The 16,647-nt window shown below is 40.3% G+C and carries 10 protein-coding genes; 8 read left to right on the top strand and 2 right to left on the bottom strand.

The window, feature by feature from the left end:
* Positions 1 to 190 precede the first annotated feature (190 nt).
* The 4 genes from NWP21_RS05370 to NWP21_RS05355 all read left to right on the top strand — a co-directional run bounded on the left by NWP21_RS05370 (position 191) and on the right by NWP21_RS05355 (position 5,265).
* Positions 191 to 406 carry a hypothetical protein gene (locus NWP21_RS05370; RefSeq protein WP_271734613.1) on the top strand — a complete coding sequence of 72 codons (216 nt, stop codon included), beginning with the start codon at positions 191 to 193 and terminating at the stop codon, positions 404 to 406.
* A gap of 128 nt (positions 407 to 534) precedes the next feature.
* Complete coding sequence (locus NWP21_RS05365) at positions 535 to 3,504, top strand: HAD-IC family P-type ATPase (protein WP_280791895.1); 2,970 nt, start codon at positions 535 to 537, stop codon at positions 3,502 to 3,504.
* 517 nt (positions 3,505 to 4,021) lie between these two features.
* Positions 4,022 to 4,267, top strand: coding sequence for a hypothetical protein (locus NWP21_RS05360; protein ID WP_271734605.1), 246 nt, complete (start codon positions 4,022 to 4,024; stop codon positions 4,265 to 4,267).
* A gap of 11 nt (positions 4,268 to 4,278) precedes the next feature.
* Positions 4,279 to 5,265 (top strand): hypothetical protein, encoded by a 987-nt coding sequence (locus NWP21_RS05355; RefSeq protein WP_271734604.1) that lies wholly within the window; start codon positions 4,279 to 4,281, stop codon positions 5,263 to 5,265.
* A gap of 86 nt (positions 5,266 to 5,351) precedes the next feature.
* On the opposite strand, the gene NWP21_RS05350 is transcribed toward NWP21_RS05355, so the two are convergent.
* Positions 5,352 to 6,515 carry a helix-turn-helix domain-containing protein gene (locus NWP21_RS05350; RefSeq protein ID WP_271734601.1) on the bottom strand — a complete coding sequence of 388 codons (1,164 nt, stop codon included), beginning with the start codon at positions 6,513 to 6,515 and terminating at the stop codon, positions 5,352 to 5,354.
* A gap of 578 nt (positions 6,516 to 7,093) precedes the next feature.
* Here NWP21_RS05350 and NWP21_RS05345 point away from each other — a divergent pair.
* The 4 genes from NWP21_RS05345 (at position 7,094) to NWP21_RS05330 (ending at position 13,606) form a co-directional block, all read left to right on the top strand.
* Complete coding sequence (locus NWP21_RS05345; protein WP_280791894.1) at positions 7,094 to 7,915, top strand: transcription factor RcaD; 822 nt, start codon at positions 7,094 to 7,096, stop codon at positions 7,913 to 7,915.
* Positions 7,916 to 7,961: 46 nt separating this feature from the next.
* Entirely contained in the window at positions 7,962 to 10,055 is a 2,094-nt protein-coding gene (locus tag NWP21_RS05340; RefSeq protein WP_280791893.1) for an ATP-binding protein, read from the top strand.
* Positions 10,056 to 10,060: 5 nt separating this feature from the next.
* Positions 10,061 to 12,604, top strand: coding sequence for a DNA translocase FtsK (locus tag NWP21_RS05335; RefSeq protein ID WP_280791892.1), 2,544 nt, complete (start codon positions 10,061 to 10,063; stop codon positions 12,602 to 12,604).
* Between the two features lie 117 nt (positions 12,605 to 12,721).
* Entirely contained in the window at positions 12,722 to 13,606 is an 885-nt protein-coding gene (locus tag NWP21_RS05330) for a ParA family protein (RefSeq protein ID WP_271734593.1), read from the top strand.
* Positions 13,607 to 13,675: 69 nt separating this feature from the next.
* On the opposite strand, the gene ileS is transcribed toward NWP21_RS05330, so the two are convergent.
* Complete coding sequence (gene ileS, locus NWP21_RS05325; RefSeq protein WP_280791891.1) at positions 13,676 to 16,552, bottom strand: isoleucine--tRNA ligase; 2,877 nt, start codon at positions 16,550 to 16,552, stop codon at positions 13,676 to 13,678.
* Positions 16,553 to 16,647: the final 95 nt, after the last annotated feature.

The raw sequence follows: 16,647 nt of genomic DNA, 5'->3' as shown, positions 1-16,647 counted from the left end.
GTCAGTTGGACTGGTGAAATCATCCCCAACCTTGGTGGTGCTAAGTTCGTTAAGTCTCCATCTGATGGGCGGGTAATGAGCCGGGACATAAATGGTGCGCGGGGGATTTTCCTACGTGCATTGGTTGATACGCCCTCTCTTAAAGAGTGTATTTGTTAGTAAATGTTAGCAAAAAAGTATCGGAATAAGGGTGTCACAACTTAATCAACTCCAACAAACTGCATCTCAACTGCTGGCCGCTATGCTATCTAACCCTCATATTTACCCAAAAGTTAGTGATGAGGGCGGTAATGGGGCTATGGAAGAGCAATTAATTATTGTCGCCATTGAGATGGCTGAAAGTTTAAACCAACATATAGAAAATTCTCATGGCCAAGGTACTGCTCAACTAAAGGAAAAAAACTAAATTATTCACAGGTTGACACTCCCCTGGCAGAAAATGCAGGGGATTGTTACTTGATAGGGAGATGCAAAACTGCTAGATAAATTATAATATTCTCAGCTATTAGCGGCGTTACAGGAGCAAATTTTGCTGTGATTAAGGCTATACACACTAAAGTTAAAGGGAGAGCTAGATACAAGGTTAATCAACTTTATGGTTCGCTATTACTACAAAGATATTTAGAGCGATCGCTTGGTAATAACCCAGAAATAATTTATGTTTCTGCTAATTCGTTAACTAGTAATATTCTGGTTATTTTCACAAATAAACATAGCTTTCAGACTATAGGTTTACTTCTTGAGACAACTTTAAGAAAATTTCAAGAAAAATCTAGTTTGACTCCAACCGAAAGTTGGTTAAATAATCAGAGATTAGTTATTAATGATGCCAACCAAGAAAACACCGATAATTGGCATTTAATGACAGCAGATAGAGTCATAGATAGGTTAAATTCTGCGAAAATATCAGGTTTATCTAGTGAGTCTGCCATAGCAAACCTCAGTAAATATGGGCGAAATGTTTTAACTGCAATTCCGACCCGTTCCCCTAGCAATATTTTAATTGACCAGTTTAAATCTCTGCCAGTAGCTTTACTAGTGGGAGCGGCCGGAATTGCCATGATTACCGGGGGGATAATAGATGCTGTGGTAATTATGGGTGTTGTGGGTCTGAATGCCTTCATTGGATACACCACAGAAAGCCAATCAGCAAAAATCATTCAATCTCTCCAAAGTCAAGAGCAAATATTAACTTGGGTAATTCGAGATAGTCAGCAGGTGGAAATACCTACAGAGAACGTGGTTATAGGAGACATTTTATTGCTCAAATCTGGTAGTTATATCGCCGCAGATGCCAGACTCATGGAAGCTGATAACTTGATTGTTGATGAATCTCCCCTGACTGGGGAAAGCATCCCCATTACTAAAACTACTGCGCCTGTGTCTGGTGAAAATATACCTTTAGCAGACCGCTTGAACATGGTCTATCAAGGAACTTTTGTCACTGGCGGTCAAGGATTGGCTGTGGTTGTGGCCACAGGTAGATTTACAGAAATGGGCAAAATCCAACAACTGGTGAATCAGTCCACAGCTACAGATACCCCGCTAGAAAGACAACTAGACCAGGTGGGAAATCAACTGGTTTTATTGGGTATGGGAATTTGTAGTTTTGTCTTTGGTTTGGGAGTGCTGCGGGGATATGGTTTATTAACAATGATGCAATCATCTATATCCCTCGCGGTAGCGGCTGTTCCTGAAGGTTTGCCCACAATTGCTACCACAACCCTGGCTTTAGGTATCCGTGAGATGAGGAAGAATAATGTCCTGGTTCGCAGTCTTAGGGCTGTGGAGGCTTTGGGTTCTGTACAAACAATTTGCTTGGATAAAACCGGGACAATTACAGAAAATAAAATGTTGGTAGTGGAAATACGTACAACCACTCAACAAATTACTGTGGAGGAAGAAAATCTTAACCCCTACAGCAATGATGAACTGTTAAAGCTGATTCATATATCCGTTCTGTGCAACGAAAGTGAAGTCACTCTACAGGATAATGGTGAGTATGCGGTTACAGGTTCGCCCACGGAAAATGCTTTGATTTACTTGGCAATTAGTGCTGGGGTGGATGTCATCGCACTCAGACAAAAGTATGAACTGTTAGAAACTAATCTGCGCAGTGAAAACCGTAATCTTATGAGTACAATTCATCGCATTGACAATGATCACAAGTTGATTGCAGTTAAAGGTAACCCCGGCGAAATGATTAACTTATGTCAATGGTGGATGAAAAATGGCCAAGTTGTGCCTTTAACAGCAGAAGACAGGCGGGTAATTGAAATGGAAAACCATCGCTTGGCTGCAAAGGCTCTGCGAGTGTTGGGGGTAGCTTATAGCTATGTTGATCATGGCAATTCTGATAATTATGAAACCAACCTGATTTGGCTGGGTTTGGTGGGGATGACAGACCCGATTAGAATGGGTGTGAAACAATTAATTGGGGATTTTCATCAAGCTGGAATTGAGACGGTGATGGTTACTGGTGATCAAAGTTCCACTGCTTATGCGATCGCTCAGGAATTAGAATTAAGTCAAGATTCCCAATTAGAGATTCTGGATGCTACCCACCTTGAAAGTCTGACTCCCGATGAACTGACAGCAGTCAGCGATAAAGTTAACGTTTTTGCCCGTATCAGTCCTAGCAATAAACTGCAAATTGTCCAAGCTTTGCAAGCAGCGGGAAAAGTGGTGGCCATGACCGGGGATGGTATTAATGATGCGCCAGCACTGAAGGCGGCGCAAGTCGGTGTGGCAATGGGTAAGGGAGGAACTGATGTGGCGCGTGAAGTGGCAGATATTGTCCTAGAAGATGACAGACTAGAAACTATGATCATTGCTGTCAGTCGGGGGCGGACTATTTATAACAACATTAGAAAATCAGTGCATTTCCTCCTCTCTACCAATCTCAGCGAAATCATGGTCATGACCACCGCTACAGCTGCTGGTTTAGGTGAACCCTTAAATGCTATTCAACTGCTGTGGCTCAATTTAATCAGTGATATTTTCCCTGGTTTGTCCCTAGCTATGGAAGCACCAGAACCTGACGTATTGAGTCAGCCGCCGCGAAATCCTCATGAACCAATTATTAAAAATTCTGACTTGGGTAGAATTGTCTTTGAGTCGGGAACAATATCTGTGAGTACTTTAGCAGCATACATTTATGCTATCCTCAGATATGGTACAGGATCCCGGGCTAGTACTGTGGCCTGTATGACCCTAACAACCGCACAACTACTACATACCATTAGCTGCCGTTCGGAAAACCACAGCATATTTAGTCAAGATAGATTACCTAATAATACCTACTTAAATACTGCTATTATAGGTTCTCTTATTATACAACTGTTGGCTTTAGCTATGCCACCATTAAGGAACCTTTTAAAGATTACCTCCATTAGTTTTGTGGATAGTGCGGTGATTGTTGGTGGTGCTTTATTGCCTTTCCTTGTGAACGAAACTACAAAGATTGGTGATGAAACTGCAAAATCAAAGCTAGAAGGATTTTGAGATTTACTTTAATTAACAAGAGTCCATAACCTCCCTTGTGTACCTCACTCAGATGAAATATGCTGTATTTGTAGTTCACGCGGTCGGGGTAAAAACTGAGAAACCTAGTTCAAGAGATGTTTTTCTCTAAGGCTACTAACTATTTGGGTATGAAAAAATAGGTGGAATCAGATAAGGGTTTGTTGCTATTGTCAGACAGTTTTGGATGAGATTTTTACACGTAGCATCAAAAGCCATAACCTTAAGTGCAAGCTGAACAATTCAGATGATTTGTCAGAAATATTGCTCAAAATATGTCTAATTTCTATATTTAGTAACCCAAAGACATAGAAATTATCTACAGATCAATGGTGATAATTAACTATATGTATCTCAAAAAGATAACCTATTGGTTCCTCCCAAGTTAACTTGATTCCAATCAATGACTTGAATAAAACTTACAATTGAAGATACACTGATCACATTTCCTTTGCTTGAATAGTTATATTAATAGGAATAAAACTCACCGTTCTGGATTATGCCTAGTAAGTTCATTGATGTTAGAGAGTATACTGTTCGGGCGCATAAAAGACAGATTCATACTCGTGTTTTCCACTTCGTCTGTAAGCAATGCGACCAAACTACACAACGCGAGACCTTTGGGCCTCGTCCATTGTATTGCGAACAATGCCGGCCACCACAAGCACCAAGAAAATCCCATGAGTCATCTAAAAAAGCAAAACCCAGAGCAATGACTTATAAAAGTGATGTCAATTTAGGATAATTTGAAGTTTTATGAATAATCGACTACCATCAGCACCCCCTGAAGTTTTTATCTCGCCGTTGTTGGAATTACGAGACTACTATGCTCGTCTGGTTAAAGAGTATGAAACCTTATACACACAGGCGCGATCGCAGCTGCATCATGTAGATTCTTTGTTATCTCATTGGTCTTCTGGGTCAGATGCTCAGGATGTGGGAAAACTTGAAATGCTTCCAGAAGTTTCCTACCCACCTGAAACAGACTCGTTGTTATCCATACCTGATAAGACTCTTAAGTCCGCCAGGTCTGAACTTCAAGAGTCAGAGAATTTAAATGGGAAAAATACAGAGATTACAGAGCCTCGCGCACCAGCAACATCTCTAGAAAGTCAAGATCAATCAATTAAAGTCCCAGATATCCCCATGGTACCTGAGTATCAATCTCAAAGTCGCATGGAAGCTATTAAAAGTCTTCTAGAAGAACATATTGGTACTGTCTGTCATATAGACTTTATTGTGCGATCGCTTTATGGAGATTTAGCATCACCCATCTTTAGAGTTGTTAAAGCCAGAGTGCAATCCTCCCTGACACAGGGGAAAGAAAGGGGCGCCTGGTCAGTCGTTCCTGACGAACCTGGTTGCTACACTCTCAAGTTAAGTTTAGTTAAGTCCAACAAAACTAAAAGTTACTCTCCTACCGGTAAATATAAACCGAAGAAACCGCAGATTATCCCCCAGACAAATGCCATACCCATGGTTAAAGAATTTGAAGGTCGATTTTTGATCGATGCTCTTTCGGATTTCTTGGAAAAACATTCAGGGAGGGTTTTCAGTGTGGCGCAAATCATTAATGGTCTTTATGGTGAACTAGATGATCAGCAAGTGCGAGAAGTCAAGAGTAAAGTTCTTAATGAACTATCACGAGGTTATCGCATAGGGCGATTCTCTAGAGTACCCGACAAAATTGGCGTTTACACTTGGGATTCAAAGTTGATGCTAGCGGGTAGTAGAGGGAGATGAAAGGCCAAATAGTTATTTTTTTCCCCATTTAGAAATCTCCGACCAACAATGTAGGGACAATTCATCAATTGTCCCTAAAGGGATAATTAATCCCCTAAAATAATATATTTTTTGGGGTCAAAACTAATCAAACCCTGTTGTTGTAATTTTCCCATCAATCGGGTAATTGTTACTCTAGTAGTACAACAAGCACTAGCCATATCTTCATGAGTTAATCGCACACTTAAGCGAGTCCCTTGTGGTACAGGCTCACCTATTTCCTGTTTCAAAAGTTGCAACAGATGATATAGTCTTTCTTCCACCCGACGCTTACCTGTAATAACTAAAAAAGATTCCGTCTGTTGTAAGCGTTGATTAATTTTTGGTAACAGCATATGACTGAGCATTGGGTTAGCTGCTATTTCTGCTACATAAATTGAGCTTAATTCAACATCACACAGGGCTACGGCTTGATAAATGGGTAGAGAGGTCATGTGAGAGCCAAAAATCATGTCTTTGGTAGCTAATCCTATGAATATTTCTTCCCCAGTTTCGCAAAAAGTATTGAGCTTCACTAAGCCCTGGCGTACATACCAAACAACTAAAGGATTGAGGGGAATGCTTTCTCCTTTCAGGTGTTTATATACAGGTCGATCATGAATCAAATCACTCTCATAATTGATCGCTTCTGTTTTCTGTTTCTCACCTTCATTGATATTACGCAACAGCCAACAGAGAAAGTTTACTTTACCCTCTGGGTTACGGACTGCGGACACTTTTAAAGCTGCGTCAAAATACTCACATTCATTTTGTTGTAAGCGGACTCTTAATCTTGTGACTCTGTCCGAGTGGTATAGCTGGCTGAGTTCACCTCGAAAGGGCTGTCTTTCTTCCAGAGGGAGAAAATTAACTATTGCTTGACCTACTAGTAATGGTCTGGAAATGTTGAGTAATTTAGCTGCGGACAGATTCGCTTGTTCGATGATTCCCGCGGTATTAGTCACTAAATAAGCTTCTGGTGCAAAGTCGAATAAATTCTGGTAGCGTTGGCGTTCAGCTTCTAGCCAATTGCTTGTTTGAATCATCTCCTCATTTTGCTGATAAAGTTCCTCTGCTGCTGACCGCACCATTTTGGAGCTACTATAAAGTTCTTTCATAGCTTGGGGTAGCAGTTCAGGCGGAATCCAAGGTAATACGTTAGCTGTTTGGTACAAATCTGCTAAACGGCTATGTAATGCTTCTGCACTTTGAATAAATTGTTCTATATTCACCTTAAATTCTCGTTACTTACTTGCAGAGATTGAGCAAAAAAAGGTCTCCTAGCAGAATACCAGGATAAACTACGCCAGTTTTCAAGCTCCTCAATCATGAAACTAACTTTGAATAAGCAGCAACTATTGCCCATAGGTTCCTTGAATATGTACGTACGTATATTTGACTGCTATACTATTTCTTTAAGGTAACACAAAATAGGGTTCTCAGAAGTTTGGTAAATATAATCTTACAATATTTGTAAATTGTATATTGAAGGTTTTCTACTGGCGATTATTCAGGTGTAGCGATGTGCTTCCATACTATTCAAACTTTAAACTTGTTTACGATCATTGACTTCTACCTTTGGTTATGGGTTTACATATATGTCTAATTACCAACCATGAGCTTACTGCTAGCACACTGTTAAATTAGTTGAATTTTTCATAACTAATCCCTCCAGACCCAGAATACACAAGGCGGACTTGATATCAAAGGCTCAGAAATATTTTTTACCTACACTCCTAGATAACTGAGACTGAATGTTATAATATGTACTGTCAATTTTTCTAGGAAATAGCAAATCAGGCTGACAGGTATGGATACTAATGAGTTAAAGTTTCTGTTAAAATTGCTCGGATGTATAAATTATCGAGCCAGCCTGACAAGTAGTGCTTTTAAAGGTAGTAAACGAACTTGCCAGAGTTTAGGCGATCGCGAGCTGGTAGACTATTCTCGTGAGATTGCTAGCGTTAAAATTCTCCCCCCCGGTCAAGCACTGCTCAAACTCGATTTAACTCAAGTTCCCATTCCACCCAAAGAACTCAAAGTACTACAGAAGATTGCTCAAACATCCGGTAAAATCACCCCCAGTAAAATCACCTCACTCAAAGCTGCTGAACGAGACACCGTACTACAAACCCTGAATGACCGTGGTTTGATTGCAATTGAACTCAAAATCAAAACAACAAAATCTCAAGTGTGGCTAACTGAAAGAGGAATCGAGTTCTTACGGGATGAATACACCCCCACAGGAACGGCAAATATTAGCCTAGACTTACTCAATAATTACCTCCGGTTTTTGCGCAAGCATTTACGCGGTAATGTAGCTGTAGCGGAAATTACTACTGCAAAAACAACTCTTAATTGTACTGATGAAGATATTTTACAGATAATTCAACAGTTAGATAAAGAACTAGGTACAAGGAATTACTTACCCATTTTTCACTTACGTCAGAAGTTACAACCGCCACTGTCACGAGATGAACTAGACCAGGCGCTGTATCGGTTGCAAAAAACTGACAAAATTGAATTGAGTTCATTGTTAGATCCTACACGGTACACCACAGAACAAATTAATGCGGGTATTCCGCAAAACGTCGGTGGTCCCTTGTTCTTTATAATTGTGAACGACCAATAGATATATTAGTTTATCAATCCAGTTCGCTCCCTCACCTGAATCAATTATGGCATCTATTAACGACATTATTAAACGCGAAGTTAACCCCTTTGACTTGGTAAATTTGAGGACGGGTAATTTTTGGGGTCAAAGTCAAGAGTTAAACTCTATGGTTGAGTCAATCCATCAAGAGGTAATCACAGAAACTGAAAACCTGCTGAATTTAGTAGTTAAAGATAATAGTAGTCGGACAATTTTACTTATAGGTGAATCTGGTTCCGGTAAAAGCTATCTTTTAGGTAGAGTCAAGCGTCAACTCAACCCAAAGGCTTTTTTTGCTTATATAACTCCCTGGGTAGATGATAATTATATTTGGCGTCATATCTTACGAGCTACCGTTGACAGTTTAATTCAGGTATCAGATGGACAGCAAGAATCTCAACTAATTCTGTGGCTGAAAAATTTATCAGCCTTCACTCAAGGAAACTTAAAAAATAAACCATTTAATGATAGTATTTGGCAATTATTGCTAAATGATCGTCAAAAATTTATTAAACAACTGAAAAGAAAGTATCAAACTGCTGGTATTTACAACCCAGATCATTATTTTGGAGTTCTACATGACCTCACAGATCCAGAACTTTATCCCCTCGCTTGCGAGTGGTTGAGAGGTGATGACTTAAGTGAAGAATCAATGCAGACTTTAAGAGTTAAGCAATGTATTGACACAGAAGATGCAGCCAAGCAGATTTTGGCTAACTTTGGTAAAATATCCACCGCTACTCAGCCCATTGTTTTATGTTTTGATCAGGTAGAAAGTATACCCAATTTCTTATCTAATCCGCAATCCATATTTAGGGTAAACACTACTATCCATAATGAAAATATCTACAATTTTCTCATAATAATTACCTTAGTTTCCCATCATTGGAAGCAAACGTGGGATCATATTCCCCACTCTGACCAAGCGAGAATCGATAGAGAAATATTCCTAAAACCCATTGACCTCAAACAAGCGGAAGCACTGTGGTACTACCAGTTACAAACAATATATCAACAAGCCCAACCCCAGCCGGAATCACCTATTTTTCCCTTAAATATTCAATTATTAGAGAAAAATTTCCCCGGTGGTAAAACTAATCCCCGAAATGCGTTAATCTTGGGAAGGTCAGAGTACCAAAAATATAAAGTTTCCCTTTTGAATATTAGACAAACTATATTAATTGACCTACCACAACAGCCACAAAAACAGCCCATAAATTTTAAAGTCAGAAAGAATGACTTTTCTGGTAGTTTCGATTCTGAGGAGAAAGATCGGGCAGAATTTCAATTATTATGGCAACAAGAATATAAAAAGTATCAAGGAAAATTGAGTAAAATTTCCTTATTGTCATCTCCTGAGTTAGTGCGGATGCTGCAAGAAGCATTAGAAGCATTACAATTGCAGTCCGTAAAATCTAAAATGATTGCAGGTAAATATGCGAGCTATTCCTTGAGTTATCAACATCGTGGTAGTAAACAAAAAATAGGTGTTGTATGGACAGAAGATTCTAACATGACGAATTTCTTCCATGTAATGAACGCCTGTCATAAAGCAGTTCAGCAAAATCTATGTCAGAAACTTGTCCTAATTAGAATTAGTAATGTAGGAAAACCACAACTGAAATCTTATGAGATCTATAGCCAGATTTTTAACAATACTCAACATATTCACATTAAACCGACTATTCAATCAGTGCATCACTTAGCTACTTACCATTCTTTAGTTAATTCGGCACTTTGCCAAGAATTATTTATAGGGAAGAAAAACATTAATTTACAGACATTACAAAGCTTTATCCGTGAGTGTAAAGTATTGCACAAATGTGTTTTACTACAAGATTTAGGAATTATTACCAAACCTGAACCTAATGATGATAGCAACTTTAATAGAAATGCTAAACAAGATTTCAGACCAATCAAAGAGTTTTTATTAAATGTCATCACAACCCAAGCTTTTCTGGGTGTCCCTATTCTAATTTCCCAAGCAGCAAGTCAGTTTCCCAATCTCAAAGAAACTGAAACTCACCTATTAATTGATTTATTATGTCAGGAAAAGAAAGTAAAAATTGTTAACCCCCATGCTGAAGTGAAAGAACAAGTGATTTGTTTACTTAATTAAAGTTAATGCAGTACCTCACAGACCCAGGCGAAATTAAATATGTAATATCTGAGTTAGCATCTACAAAACTCCTATGGGTAGATACAGAAATTGCAGATTGGTACACTCAAAATCCCCGGTTATCCCTAATTCAGGTGTTAGCTGACTCTAAAGATTTAACAGGGGTATCTGCTTATATTCTGGATGTATTAGATCAATATCATTTAGCCACAAAGTTTATTAATCAAATCATGGTTAATTCTAGTATTGAAAAGGTTTTTCACAATGCTAGTTTTGACCTGAGGTATTTAGGGGGAGAACTAGCAACTAATGTTACCTGTACCCTAAAAATAGCCAGAAAAATTACCCGTGAACGTTTGCAAGTTTCTAATTTAAAACTGAAAACCTTAGCATCAGAACTTTGTCACTTTGTCAATGTAGATGCGGAATCAGGAGCAAGCGACTGGGGAATACGCCCCCTGAGCGAAAAGCAATTACAATATGCAGCTATGGATACAGTGTATTTAGCTGCTGTACATCGGAGTTTATTAGATATGGAAAATAATATTTCAGAACCGGTAAAAGAAAGACCTTCTCACCCCTCCTTAAATCCTACTAAGGTGAGAATCGCTTTTGAATGTCCGCGGCTTTTTTATTTAAATCATAAATTTGGCGACTCAGCAATATTTTTACCCCCTGATACTCCTAGAGGTATTGGTAACCACTTTCACAAATTAGCAGATGAGTTGATCAAACTAGCTTTAGTAGAACCTGAATTTCAGACTTTATTTGAGCCAGAATCATACTTGCTAAATATAGAGGAGGTTGCCTCTAGAATGCAAGGAATATTTTATAAATTAATATTTTACCCATACTTAGAAAGAGTAATCCAAAACTACCCTGATACAGTAGTAATTTTATTAAAAGTTTGGGAGGGCTTACAGGGACTGATTAAACGCTTTGCACAGTTGTTAATCGCTAATCGTAGTTATTGCGATGGAGAAAGTTTAATTAGTCAGACTTTCATATCTGGAGAATCCAGCCTTGAGCATTACTTTACTTTACCTGATGGCAGACAGCAACGGGTGAGGGGGGAATTTGATTGCTTAGTTTTTAACTTGGCTAAAAAACGTTTGTGTGTGGTAGAATTTAAGACCTATCAGCCTGTAGACCCATCGGCGCAATTAGCCCAGGTTTCACTTTATAGTTATATGCTATGGCAAACTAAAAAGGTGGCTGTGGATGCATCGGTTTATTGTGTTTTACCGGAGTTTAAAGAATATCAATATTCTTGGGAACAGCTAGAAAGTACAATACATCAACTGATTCCCTACAAATTATTACAGATGCAGCAATGGTTGAGTTGGGAACCACCCCAACCCGATGGGCCACCTGTAACAACTCAGGTTCATTTGTGTGAAATTTGTCCCCAGCAGCAAAAGTGTGGGACTTTTTTTAGTGTGGTTCCTGAAAACAGGGACAATCAAGTTACTCAAGATCATACTTGGGAAAATAATAGAGGAGAGTCTGTAAATGCTGATGCTATTGGGGAGGATTTAGTTAATGCTCTCCAATCTTTTAAAGTACCTGTGGAGTACCAGGGTGCGGCGATTGGTCCAGCTTTTATCAGGGTGAAGCTTAAACCTGATTTAGGTGTAAAAGTCAATGCCATTATGAAATTATCAGCAGATTTACAAGTACACTTGGGTTTAGAACGACCGCCTTTGATTGCTCCCCAAGCTGGTTATGTCAGCATTGATTTACCACGTCCACAGCGTCAAGTTGCTAGATTTGAAACATATATTCAACAGGAATTTTTACCACCCACAGTACCGATAAAAATCGCTATGGGGGTGAGTATAGATGGAGATTTGATAGAGGCTGATTTATCCGATGCGAATACTTGTCACTTTTTGGTAGGTGGTACTACTGGGAGCGGTAAAAGTGAGTTTTTGCGATCGATCCTCTTAAGTTTACTATATCATCATTCTCCCCAACATCTGAAAATTGCACTAGTTGACCCCAAAAGAGTCACATTCCCAGAATTTGAGCAAATCCCCTGGTTATATTCTCCTGTAGTCAAAGACAGCGATCGCGCTGTAGAACTCATGGAAGAATTAGTTACAGAAATGGAATCTCGTTACCACAAATTGGAGAACGCCAGATGTCCTGATTTGATCACCTATAATCAAAATTCCCCCCACCCTTTACCCCGTATTGTCTGCATCTTTGATGAATATGCCGACTTTATGGCAGAAAAAGCAGTCCGTAAAGTATTAGAATTAAGTATAAAACGTTTGGGAGCAATGGCTAGAGCTGCAGGTATACATCTAATTATAGCCACACAGCGCCCAGAAGCGGGTATTGTTACCCCCATTATCCGTTCTAACTTACCGGGAAGAATCGCCCTGCGAACTGCTAGCGAAGCTGACTCAAAAATTGTCCTGGGAGGGACAGAAACATCTGCTGCTTACCTGTTGGGTAAAGGTGATTTGCTTTACCAGATAGGGGCGCAAATGCAGCGACTACAGAGCTTGTATGCTCAAAAGATTTACATACCCTCATTTTAAGCTGTAAAATAAGTTTCCCAAAATATGCCAAAAATATTAACTTTATACAAGTTTTAATTATTGAGTAACAGTGTACCCTACCTAAATATGGGAACGCGTCATCAGAGGAATTCACCAATGGGATATATTATAGCTACTGCAAATATGAAAGGCGGCGTTGGTAAAACCACCCTTACAGTCAACATCGCCACCTGTTTAGCGCAAAATCACGGTAAGCGGGTACTTGTCTTAGATTTAGACAGCCAAATCAGTGCTACACTTAGCATGATGTCTCCTTTAGAGTTTGCTAAACTTCGCAAACACCGCAAAACATTTAGATATTTAATAGACCAAATTATCAACCCTGAACCAGACGCAAAACTGACAATTCATGATATTATCCAAGCTCAGGTTTGTAATCTTCCTGGACTAGATTTATTACCCGGAGATATTGACTTATATGATGAATTTGTTGTGTCAGAAATGCTGCACCAACAAGCAATAGCTTTAGGTGAACAAGATTTTGAAACTGTATGGAATCGCTTTGAAAGAGTCCTGATCAATAATATTTTAAAACCAGTGCGTGATGAGTATGATTTCATCCTTTTAGATTGTGCGCCGGGCTATAATTTATTAACCCGGAGTGCTTTAGCAGCGAGTGACTTTTACATTCTCCCCGCTAAACCCGAACCCTTATCTGTGGTTGGTATCCAGCTATTAGAACGACGTATTGGTCAATTAAAGGACAGTCACGAACAAGAAGCCAAAATAGATATCAAAATGCTGGGAATTGTCTTTACAATGGCTAGTTCTAATCTTCTCAACGCTAGATATTATCGACAAGTAATGCACCGCGTCATTGAAGACTTTGGTGTAGAACAAATTTGTAAAGCCCAAATACCAGTTGATATGAATGTCGCCAAAGCTGTGGATAGTTTTCTACCTGTAGTTTTAAATGCGCCTCAGTCATCAGGTTCCAAAGCATTTAATCAATTAACTCAGGAATTATTACAGAAGTTGTAACGGGGTTCCATGGGTTTTACCCCACCCTCAGACATCCTCTGAGGGTGGGGGGTGAGATTCTGTATTTGATTAAAACTCTCCTGCTAAAGCTGGGATACAACGCTCACACAGTAGGGGGTGTTCTGCTGATTCTCCTACATGGGTAGAATAATTCCAACAGCGATCGCATTTTTTCCCTTCTGCATCCACTACCCCAATTTCCCAATTATCAGATTGCAAATTGTATTTTAAATCTGCTAATGCTTCTGGAGTCTCTAATAGTTCCACTTGGGAAGTAATAAACAGATAGCGCAGTTCATCAATACCATTACCATTGTCAGAATCCAGTTTTTTCACCAGGGAACGTAATTGATCATCCTTCACGTACAGCAAAACCTTTGCTTCCAGGGAGGAACCAATCATTTTTTCTACCCTAGCTTGTTCTAACACCTTATTCACATCATTGCGAACTTGGCGCAATTCTTGCCAAAATTCCGCTAAATCAGGATTTAACCATTTTTCATCTACCTGTACCCAGCCAGATTCAAACACTGACTTATAGGGTGTATGGTAGGGGATAAATTGCCAGATATCCTCAGCAGTGTGACATAAAACCGGAGCGATCGCCCGTGCTAAATTCTCCAAAGCAATTTGCAACACCGTTTGACAACTGCGACGGCGCAAAGAATTCGGCGCACTGATGTATAACCTATCCTTAGCAACATCTAAATAGAAATTGGATAAATCCACCACACAGAAATTCTGGACAGTTTGGAAAAAGCGGAAGAATTGGAAACTCTCAAAAGCTGTGGTAACTTCTGTAAACACCTCAGTCATCCGGTGTAACATATAGCGGTCAATTTCTGCTAAATCATCCAGAGGTACTGCGTCCGTTTCCGGGTCAAAATCATCTAAGCTACCCAACAAAAACCGCGCTGTATTGCGAATTTTGTTCCTCACATCAGCCAATTGCTTAATGATATTACTACCCAGACGCACATCAGCAGAATAGTCAACCGAAGACACCCACAAACGCAGCACATCAGCACCATAAGCAGGTTCCTTCTTCTGGTCTTTACCGCCATTGATCACAATTTGCGGGTCAACCACATTCCCCACAGACTTACTCATTTTTCGCCCCTGTTCATCTAAAACAAAGCCGTGAGTCAGTACAGTTTTATAAGGTGCAACACCATTTACAGCTACACTAGTCAACAAACTTGACTGGAACCAACCCCGGTGTTGGTCAGAACCTTCCAAATACATATCAGCAGGATAGCTTAACTCTGGACGTTGTTTAGCCACCGCCGCCCAAGAAGACCCAGAATCAAACCATACATCCATGGTATCAGTACCCTTGCGGTAAGACTTACCATTATGGCGGTAAGACTCCGGTAACAACTCCTCCACCGACATTTCCCACCAAGCATCAGAACCTTTTGCAGCGATAATACCTTGAACGTGCTTGATAGTTTCCTCATTTAGCAGTGCTTCCCCCGTCCCTTGATCATAGAACACCGGGATAGGGACACCCCAAGTCCGTTGACGGGAAATACACCAGTCAGAACGCTCCGCCACCATGGGCGTAATGCGATTTTCCCCTTGGGCTGGAATCCATTTTACACCAGCGATCGCCTTTAAAGCTGCTTCCCTAAAACCAGCCACCGAAGCGAACCATTGTTCAGTCGCCCGAAAAATTGTAGGTTTTTTTGTCCGCCAATCATAGGGGTATTTGTGAGCGTAAGCTTCCTCCTTCAACAGAGAACCAGCAGCAGTCAAAGCATCAATTACCGCCTGATTTCCCTCACCCAAAACATTTAACCCAGCAAAACCACCCGCCTCCTGAGTAAAATTACCATGATCATCCACGGGAGCAAGGATAGGTAAACCATAACGCTGACCCACAATATAGTCCTCTTGACCATGACCGGGGGCAGTATGTACTAACCCAGTACCGGACTCAGTGGTAATATAATCACCACCGACGACAACGGGACTTTCGCGGTCAAACAGAGGATGACGATAAGTAGTATGTTCTAAAATCTGCCCATCAAAAGTGGCTCTCACAGCCAAATCCACAGCCAAAATAGCAGACAAACGCTCTACCAAATCAGCCGCTACAATCAAAAACTCTCTGTGCGACAGTGGGTCTGTGGGTGAAACCTCCACCACAGCATAACTCAAATCACCATTTACCGCCACAGCTAAATTACCCGGAATAGTCCAAGGGGTCGTAGTCCAAACAGCCACCGACAAATGAGGTAAAAATTCACCCAAAACAGGTTTAGCCGCATCAGACAGACCTGTTACCGGGAAAGCTGCATAGATACTGCGGGAAACATGACCTTCTGGGTATTCCAACTCCGCCTCAGCTAGAGCAGTTTTAGAACTAGGGCTCCAGTGAACCGGCTTCAAACCGCGATAGATGTATCCTTTTAACACCATATCGCCGAACACCCCAATCTGTGCCGCTTCATATTCCGGCTTCAGAGTCAGATAGGGATGTTCCCAGTTACCCCACACACCGTACCGTTTAAAACATTCCCGTTGGTCATCTACCGTAGCTAAAGCAAACTCTTTCGCCTTTTGTCGCAGTGTCAAAGGCGTTAAACTTTGCCGTTCTGCTGACTTCATGTTTTGCAGAACTTTCAACTCAATAGGAAGACCGTGACAATCCCATCCAGGGACGTATCTAACCTTACGTCCTCTCAGTAATTGGTAGCGGTTAATAATATCTTTGAGAATTTTATTTAAGGCATGACCAATATGCAATGAGCCATTGGCGTAGGGAGGCCCATCATGGAGTATAAATAATTCGCCGGGGTTTTCCTGCGACAGGCGATCGTAAATCTGATTTTCCGCCCAGAATTTTTGAATTTCGGGTTCCCGCTTCATCGCGTTAGCCCGCATCTCAAATTGAGTCTTGGGTAAGTTTACCGTATCTTTGTAGCTTCCAGGTTCTGTCACAGTCTCATGCCTATGATTATATATGCAAGTTATCCCATCAATTATAGAAGATGGGCATGGATACCGAGAAATCACCTTGACAATTAGTTCTCAAA

Origin of the sequence: Anabaenopsis sp. FSS-46, from assembly GCF_029891665.1 — a bacterium.
GTDB classification, from domain to species: domain Bacteria; phylum Cyanobacteriota; class Cyanobacteriia; order Cyanobacteriales; family Nostocaceae; genus Anabaenopsis; species Anabaenopsis arnoldii.
Note: the sequence above shows the minus strand (reverse complement) of the source record. Positions and strands in the feature narration are given on the sequence as shown.

Bases quoted from the DNA above. Each gene is read 5' to 3' on its own strand.
- NWP21_RS05345 (WP_280791894.1), top strand. From the start codon at position 7,094: ATGGATACTAATGAGTTAAAGTTTCTGTTAAAATTGCTCGGATGTATA.
- NWP21_RS05340 (WP_280791893.1), top strand. From the start codon at position 7,962: ATGGCATCTATTAACGACATTATTAAACGCGAAGTTAACCCCTTTGAC.
- NWP21_RS05360 (WP_271734605.1), top strand. From the start codon at position 4,022: ATGCCTAGTAAGTTCATTGATGTTAGAGAGTATACTGTTCGGGCGCAT.
- NWP21_RS05355 (WP_271734604.1), top strand. From the start codon at position 4,279: ATGAATAATCGACTACCATCAGCACCCCCTGAAGTTTTTATCTCGCCG.
- NWP21_RS05330 (WP_271734593.1), top strand. From the start codon at position 12,722: ATGGGATATATTATAGCTACTGCAAATATGAAAGGCGGCGTTGGTAAA.
- NWP21_RS05335 (WP_280791892.1), top strand. From the start codon at position 10,061: ATGCAGTACCTCACAGACCCAGGCGAAATTAAATATGTAATATCTGAG.